The 7106-nt window shown below is 72.3% G+C and carries 7 protein-coding genes; 3 read left to right on the forward strand and 4 right to left on the reverse strand.

From position 1 onward, the window contains the following. From AB0J52_RS21120 to lpdA, 3 genes are all read right to left on the reverse strand, one after another. On the reverse strand, positions 1-523 hold a 523-nt coding region (locus AB0J52_RS21120), incomplete at its 3' end, for a tyrosine-protein phosphatase (RefSeq protein ID WP_500183380.1). A gap of 52 nt (positions 524-575) precedes the next feature. Next, complete coding sequence (gene ddaH / locus AB0J52_RS21125) at positions 576-1430, reverse strand: dimethylargininase (RefSeq protein WP_500183389.1); 855 nt, start codon at positions 1428-1430, stop codon at positions 576-578. Positions 1431-1727: 297 nt separating this feature from the next. Continuing rightward, on the reverse strand, positions 1728-3131 hold the full coding sequence (lpdA, locus tag AB0J52_RS21130; RefSeq protein WP_500183381.1) for a dihydrolipoyl dehydrogenase: 1404 nt from the start codon (positions 3129-3131) through the stop codon (positions 1728-1730). Between the two features lie 155 nt (positions 3132-3286). On the opposite strand from lpdA, the gene AB0J52_RS21135 reads away from it, so the two are divergent. The 3 genes from AB0J52_RS21135 (at position 3287) to AB0J52_RS21145 (ending at position 6934) form a co-directional block, all read left to right on the forward strand. Further along, positions 3287-3787 carry a hypothetical protein gene (locus tag AB0J52_RS21135; RefSeq protein WP_500183382.1) on the forward strand — a complete coding sequence of 167 codons (501 nt, stop codon included), beginning with the start codon at positions 3287-3289 and terminating at the stop codon, positions 3785-3787. 319 nt (positions 3788-4106) lie between these two features. Further along, complete coding sequence (locus AB0J52_RS21140; protein ID WP_500183383.1) at positions 4107-5510, forward strand: family 2B encapsulin nanocompartment shell protein; 1404 nt, start codon at positions 4107-4109, stop codon at positions 5508-5510. Continuing rightward, positions 5507-6934, forward strand: coding sequence for a family 2B encapsulin nanocompartment shell protein (locus tag AB0J52_RS21145; RefSeq protein WP_500183385.1), 1428 nt, complete (start codon positions 5507-5509; stop codon positions 6932-6934). Before AB0J52_RS21140 ends, AB0J52_RS21145 begins: the two co-directional genes overlap by 4 nt. Here the strand turns inward: AB0J52_RS21145 and AB0J52_RS21150 are convergent. After that, on the reverse strand, positions 6924-7106 hold a 183-nt coding region (locus AB0J52_RS21150; protein WP_500183387.1), incomplete at its 5' end, for a hypothetical protein. The two genes, AB0J52_RS21145 and AB0J52_RS21150, sit on opposite strands and share 11 nt — an antisense overlap.

Genomic DNA, 7106 nt, shown 5'->3' on the forward strand with positions numbered 1-7106 from the left:
GGGCAAGGACCGCACCGGCTGGCTGGCCGCGGTCCTTGCCCGCGGTGCAGTGGAACAGCAGCGGCACCGAATCCGGGTCGGCGGCCAGCCGGACCGCCTCGGCGAACCGGCCGCGCTCGGTCTCGTCCCGGACGAACGTCCGGTTGATGTCGATCATGAGGTTCTCGAGCCGGCCCTCGGCGAACGCCGCGCGCTGCCGCTCGGCGTCCCGGCTGCCGATCACCTCGTAGAACACGCCCAGGTTGCCGCCGCCGACCGGCAGGTGGACGGTCCGCACGCCGTCCGGGAGCCGGTCGCGGCCGTTGGTGTCCACCTCCATGGGGGTCCGGAGGTCGACGACCGTCCGGACCCCGAACTCCGCCAGCCGCCGCACGTCGGCGTCGCTGAGCCGGGTCAGGGCGTCGGCGCGCAGCACCCGGCCGCGCGCCGTCGTCCCGCCGCCGGGCAGCGGATGCCCGCCCAGGTCGCGCACGTTGTCGGCGCCGTCGAACGGAAGGTGGCCGTGGAGGTCCGCGAGCAGCATGCCCCCATCGTCCCGGACACCCGGCGAACCGGGCGAACCGGGGTCATCCGGGTCAGAGTGCCCGCAGCTCCAGCGTGCAGCACTTCGGCCCGCCACCGGCCTTGCGCAGCTCCGACAGGTCCACCGGGACGGGGTGGTAGCCGTGCTCGCCGAGCGTCGCGATCAGCCCGTTCGCCTCCGCGTTCACCACCACGTTCCGGCCGTCGCTCACCGCGTTCAGGCCGAGGACCGCCGCGTCCTGCTCCGAGGCGAGCACCGCGTCCGGGAACAGCCGCTCCAGCACCGCGCGGCTGCCGGGCGAGAACGCCCCCGGGTAGTAGGCGACGTTCTCCCCGTCCAGCGGGAACAGCGCGGTGTCCAGGTGGTAGAAGCGCGGGTCCACCAGCCGCAGCGTGACCACCGGGCGGCCGAGGAACTCCTGCGCCTCCTGGTGCGCGCCGAGGTCCGTCCGGAAGCCGGTGCCCGCGAGGATCAGCCGGTCCAGGGTGAGGAAGTCGCCCTCGCCCTCGTTGGTGTGCTCGGGCTCCTTGACGTCGGGGAAGCCGTTCGCCCGCAGCCACGCGCTGTACGCCGGGCCCTCGGCGGCCCGCTCGGCGAAGGTGAACCGGGCGCCGTAGGCCCGTCCGCCCACGACCAGCGCGCCGTTGGCGGCGAACACCATGTCCGGCAGGCCCGGGATCGGGTCGATCAGGCTGACCTCGTGCCCGAGGGCCAGGTAGGCGGAGCGCAGGGCCTCCCACTGCGCGACGGCCAGCTCGGCGCTCGCGCCCGCCGACGGGTCCATCCAGGGGTTGATCGCATAGGTGACCGCGAAGTGCTCCGGGCGGCACATCAGGTAGTGCCGCCGGAGCGCCGTCCGCTCCGGGAACGCCGGGGCGGGCACGGAGACGGGCACCGCTTCGGGCATCGGTACGGACACGGGTGCGACGGACGGCTCGGTCGGCTCCATCGCCGGGGTGACGGTCATGACACGCGCTCCTGCTCAGTCCACGGGCCATCAGATGATCGAAAGCCTAGGAACGCCGCGTCCGTTGCCCAAGCCCACGAAATTGCGCTGACCAGGAGTTTCGTTGCGCGTATGGGCCTGCGCCCGGCGATTCGTTGCGTGCCGCCGGACGGCCTCCGGAACCGGCCCGCGAACGCACGCGGCCGCCCCCGCGCGGTGGCGGGGACGGCCGGTGTGAGCGCCGTGGCGGGCTGGCCTCTAGAGGTTGATCATGTGGCCGGCGAGACCGTGCACGGCCTCCTTGACGGCCTCGCCCAGGGTCGGGTGGGCGTGGATGTTGCGGGCGACCTCGTGGACGGTCAGGTCCCACTGCTGGGCCAGGGTCAGCTCGGGCAGCAGCTCGGTGACCTCGGGGCCGATCAGGTGGCCGCCGAGCAGCTCGCCGTACTTGGCGTCCGAGACCAGCTTGACGAACCCGTCGCCCTCGCCCATGCCGAGCGCCTTGCCGTTGGCGCTGTAGGGGAACTTGGCGACCTTCACGTCGTAGCCGAGGTCGCGGGCCTGCTGCTCGGTGTAGCCGAAGGACGCGACCTGCGGCTGGCAGTAGGTGGCGCGCGGCACCATGACGAAGTCGATCTCCATGGTCTCGGCGTCCGCGATGGTCTCGGCGGCGACGATGCCCATGGCCTCGGCGGCGTGCGCGAGCATCAGCTTCGCGGTGACGTCGCCGATCGCGTAGATGTGCGGGACCGACGTGCGGCAGCGGCCGTCCACGTCGATCGCGCCGCGGTCGGTGAGCCGGACGCCGGCCTTGTCCAGGCCGTAGCCCTCGACGTTCGGGGCGAAGCCGATGGCCTGCAGCACCTTGTCGGTCTCCAGGACCTTCTGGGCGCCGTCCTTGCCGGTGATCGTGACCTTGACCTTCTCGCCGGAGTCGTCGATCGCGTCGACCCGGGTGGAGGTGAGGACCTCGATGCCCAGCTTCTTGTAGCGCCGGTTCAGCTCCTTGGAGACGTCGGCGTCCTCGTTCGGGACCATCCGGTCGAGGAACTCGACGATCGTGACCTTCACGCCGTAGTTGTGCAGCACGTAGGCGAACTCGACGCCGATGGCGCCCGCGCCCGCGATGACGATGCTCTCCGGCAGCTCCGAGGAGAGGATCTGCTCCTCGTAGGTCACCACGCGCTCGGACAGCTCGGTGCCCGGCAGCAGGCGGGTGTGCGCGCCCGCCGCGATGATGCAGTTGTCGAAGGTGACGGTCTCCGACGAGCCGTCCTTCTTGGCGACCTGCAGGGTGTTGGCGTCGGTGAACGTGCCACGGCCGTCGAAGGTCGTGATCTTGTTCTTCTTCATCAGGAACTGGACGCCCTTGACGAGCTTCTCCGAGACCTGACGGCTCCGCTTGTGGGCCACCCCGTAGTCGAACGACACCGGGCCCTCGGCCTTGATCCCGTACTTGTCCTGCTCGGTGGTGAAGATGTGGGCCAGTTCGGCGTTGCGCAGCAGCGCCTTGGAGGGGATGCAGCCGACGTTGAGGCAGACACCGCCCCAGTACCGCTCCTCGATGATGCCCGTCTTCAGGCCGAGCTGGGCCGCGCGGATCGCGGCGACATAGCCACCCGGGCCCGAGCCCAGGACCACGACGTCAAAGTGTTCGCTCATTCCTCCGACGATATTGCGCGCGGAGCGGTGCTCGCATCTTATGCGCCTCCACGGGAGAGGCGTTCGTCACACTGTGTCAGGGTCGGCCCTGGTTGCGGGACGGTAACGTTCAAGGGAAGCCCGTCGCCGTCCCGTCCACGGAGGAGTAGTCCAAGTTGAGGATCCCCAAGCCTGTCAACGCGGCCCTCGACTGGGCGGAGCAGCACTTCGGCGCGGTCGCCGCGGTGGTGGCGATGGTGGTGGCGGCCGGGGCGGCGCTGGCCCTCCCGCACTCGCTCGGGGCGCCGGTGGCGGCCCTCGTGCTCGGCCTGGCGGTCGGCGGCTTCGTCGTCTACGCCCGGATGGCCAGGCGGCTGGCCAGGGCCCGCCGGGAGAACGACGACCTGCTGCGGGAGAACGGGGCGCTGCGGCACCGCAACACGATCCTGGCGAGCGGCGTGATCACCCGCGAGTCGCAGACCACCCAGGCGCTGCTGATGATCCCCGACGACGAGGACCTCGCGGACGAGCCGGTCATGGACCTGGCCGACGAGCTGCTCGGCGGCCCGGCCGCCGCGTCGGGCGGCGCCCCGGCTGGCGCGCCGGCCGAGGGGGCGGGCGGCGCCCGGGACCCGCAGCGCACCGATCGGCTCCCCGAACTTCCTGACGGGTTGTAAGGCCCTTCCCGTCCCGCCGCGACCCGGCGATCACACTGCGTGATCGCCGGGTCGTCCGCTTTCCCGCTCGACCCGGAAGGACGGCGGGACGGCGGTTCCGGTGCGGCGACTCGGTCAAGGGACGGTAAGGCTTTCCTGAGGACCGTCTTTTGTGTGACTCAAGGTGAGGTAATACTTCCGTTGTGTCAATGTGCTTACGCTGAGTAATGTCACTGCTGCACGCGGTCCACCGACCGGCCACGCGCCGGTCCCGCGGATGACCGTGCGCGCGACCACGCCCCTCAGCGGCCGACCAAGTCTCGGAACGGTGGTGTCCAGCGTGACCGAACAGCAGCAGACGGACCAACAGCAGCAGCAGCGGAGCCTGGCGACGACGGCGGCGCGGAACCTCGCGACGACGACCAAGTCCGTTCCGCAGATGCAGGGCATCTCCTCGCGCTGGCTGCTCAAGCTGCTCCCGTGGGTGCAGTGCGCGGGCGGCGCGTACCGGGTCAACCGGCGGCTGGCGTACACCGTGGGGGACGGCCGGGTCGAGTTCGTGCAGACCGGCGCCGACGTCCAGGTCATCCCGCTGGAGCTCGGCGAGCTGCCGGTGCTGCGCGGTTACGAGGACGAGGAGGTCCTCGGCGAGCTCGCCGGCCGGTTCGAGCAGCAGGAGCGCGAGCCCGGCGACGTCATCGTCACCGAGGGGCGGCCCGTCGACACCGTGGTGCTCGTCGTGCACGGCAAGCTCGAGCGCGTGGGGCGCGGCGAGTACGGCGGCGAGGCCGTCCTCGGCGTCCTCGCCGACGGCGACTTCTTCGGCGCCGACGCCCTGCGCGGCGACGAGCGGGAGTGGGAGTACTCGGTCCGGGCGGTCACGGCCGTGACCCTCCTGACCCTGCCGGTGTCCCGGTTCCGCGAGCTGGCCGAGCGGTCGGAGGGGCTGCGCGAGCACGTCGAGTCGCACCGGGACGAGCCGGGCCCGTCGACCAGCCCCGAGGGCGAGGCCGAGATCGAGCTCGCCGCCGGGCACGAGGGCGAGCCGGTCCTGCCCGGCACGTTCGTGGACTACGAGCCGTTCCCGCGCGAGTACGAGCTGAGCGTCGCGCAGACCGTCCTGCGCGTGCACACCCGCGTCGCCGACCTGTACAGCCAGCCCATGGACCAGGTCGAGCAGCAGCTGCGGCTGACCGTCGAGGCGCTGCGCGAGCGGCAGGAGCACGAGCTCGTCAACAACCGCGACTTCGGCCTGCTGCACAACGCCGACCTCCGGCAGCGCATCTACACCCGGTCCGGCCCGCCCACCCCGGACGACATGGACGAGCTCCTCACCCTGGTGTGGAAGGAGCCCGCGTTCTTCCTCGCGCACCCGCGCACGATCGCCGCGTTCGGCCGCGAGTGCAGCCGCCGGGGCGTCTACCCCGACCCGGTCGAGGTCCAGGGCCACCACATCCCGGCCTGGCGCGGGGTGCCGCTGTTCCCCTGCAACAAGATCCCGATCAGCCGGACCCGGACCAGCTCGGTCCTGCTGATGCGGACCGGCGAGGCCGCGCAGGGCGTCGTCGGCCTGCACCGCACCGGCCTGAAGGACGAGGTCCAGCCCGGCCTGTCGGTCCGCTTCATGCACATCGACGAGCACGCGATCATGTCCTACCTCGTCAGCGCCTACTACTCCGCCGCCGTGCTGGTGCCGGACGCGCTCGCCGTCCTGGAGAGCGTGGAGATCGGGGTGGCGCAGTGACCGCCACCGCCAACGAGCCCGCCGCCGGGCCCGGCCCCGAGCCCGACGCCACCGCCGACGGGGAGGGCCGGCTGAGCCTGTCGACCCGCGCGGCGCGGAACCTGGCGACGACCACCAAGTCGGCGCCGATGATGCAGGGCATCACGCCCCGCTACCTGCTGCGGCTGCTGCCCTGGGTCGAGGTCCCGGGCGGCTCCTACCGGGTGAACCGGCGTCTCGCGCACACCGTCGGCGACGGTGTCGTGGAGTTCGTCAACACCGGCGCGTCGGTCAGCGTGATCCCGGCCGAGCTGGCCGAGCTGCCGCAGCTGGCCGGCGTGGACGAGCCGCTGCTGCAGGACGCCGCCGGCCGGTTCGTCCAGCGCGAGTACGAGCCCGGCGACGTGATCGTCGAGCCCGGCGGCACGGTCGACCGCGTCGTGCTCATCGCGCACGGCAAGGTCGAGCAGGTCGGCCGGGGCGAGTACGGTGCGGAGGTCGTGCTCGACCTGCTCGCCGACGGCCGCTACTTCGGCGCGGCGGCGCTGCAGCCCGCGCCGGGCGAGTGGGAGCACGCCTACCGGGCGGTCACGCCGACGACCGTGCTGGTCCTGTCGAACGACCAGATCGGCGAGCTGCTCGGCCGCCACCCGGAGCTGCGCGAGCGGCTGGCGTCCTTCGCGGACGCGCCCCGGCCGCCGACCAACGCCAAGGGCGAGGCCGAGATCGAGCTGGCGTCCGGGCACGAGGGCGAGCCCGTCCTGCCCGGCACGTTCGCCGACTACGAGCCGGCCCCGCGCGAGTACGAGCTGAGCGTCGCGCAGACGCTGCTGCGCGTCCACACCCGCGTCGCCGACCTGTACAGCCACCCGATGGACCAGGTCGAGCAGCAGCTGCGGCTGACCGTCGAGGCGGTGCGCGAGCGGGAGGAGGACGAGCTGATCAACAACCGCGACTTCGGCCTGCTGAACAACGCGGACCTGAAGCAGCGGATCCAGACCCGGTCCGGCCCGCCCACCCCCGAGGCCATGGACGACCTGCTGAGCCGCCGCCGCGGCACCAGGTTCTACCTGGCGCACCCGCGCACGATCGCGGCGTTCGGCCGCGAGTGCACCCGGCAGGGCGTCTATCCGGGGACGGTCGAGCGGTTCGGCCGCCGGCTGATGTCCTGGCGGGGCGTGCCGATCTTCCCGTGCGACAAGATCCGGATCAGCGACCGCGGCACCAGCGCGGTGCTGGCGATGCGGATCGGGGAGAGCGACCAGGGCGTGATCGGCCTGCACCGCACCGGCCTGCCGGACGAGCTGCAGCCCGGCCTGTCGGCCCGGTTCACCGGGATCGACGACCGCGCCGTCATGTCCTACCTCGTGTCCGCGTACTTCTCCGCCGCCGTCCTCGTGCCGGACGCGCTCGGTGTCCTGGAGAACGTCGAAGTCAGCCGATGAGCCCCGATCCCCGCATCCCCACCAGGGAGGCCGCAGTGCCCCGCCGACGCACCGCGCCGACGCGCGCCGCAGCGACCGTGTCCGCGGACGCGGACGCGGCGACACCGAGTCCCGCCCAGCCGCCCGCCCCCCGCCGGGCGCGCGGCCCGGGCGGGCCCGCGACCGACGGCTC

This window comes from Spirillospora sp. NPDC049652 (genome assembly GCF_040675125.1).
Classification (GTDB): Bacteria; Actinomycetota; Actinomycetes; order Streptosporangiales; family Streptosporangiaceae; genus Spirillospora.

What these genes read in the sequence shown, in the direction of transcription:
- lpdA (WP_500183381.1), bottom strand. Translation starts at nt 3,131, where the DNA reads ATGAGCGAACACTTTGACGTCGTGGTCCTGGGCTCGGGCCCGGGTGGC.
- ddaH (WP_500183389.1), bottom strand. Translation starts at nt 1,430, where the DNA reads ATGCCCGAAGCGGTGCCCGTCTCCGTGCCCGCCCCGGCGTTCCCGGAG.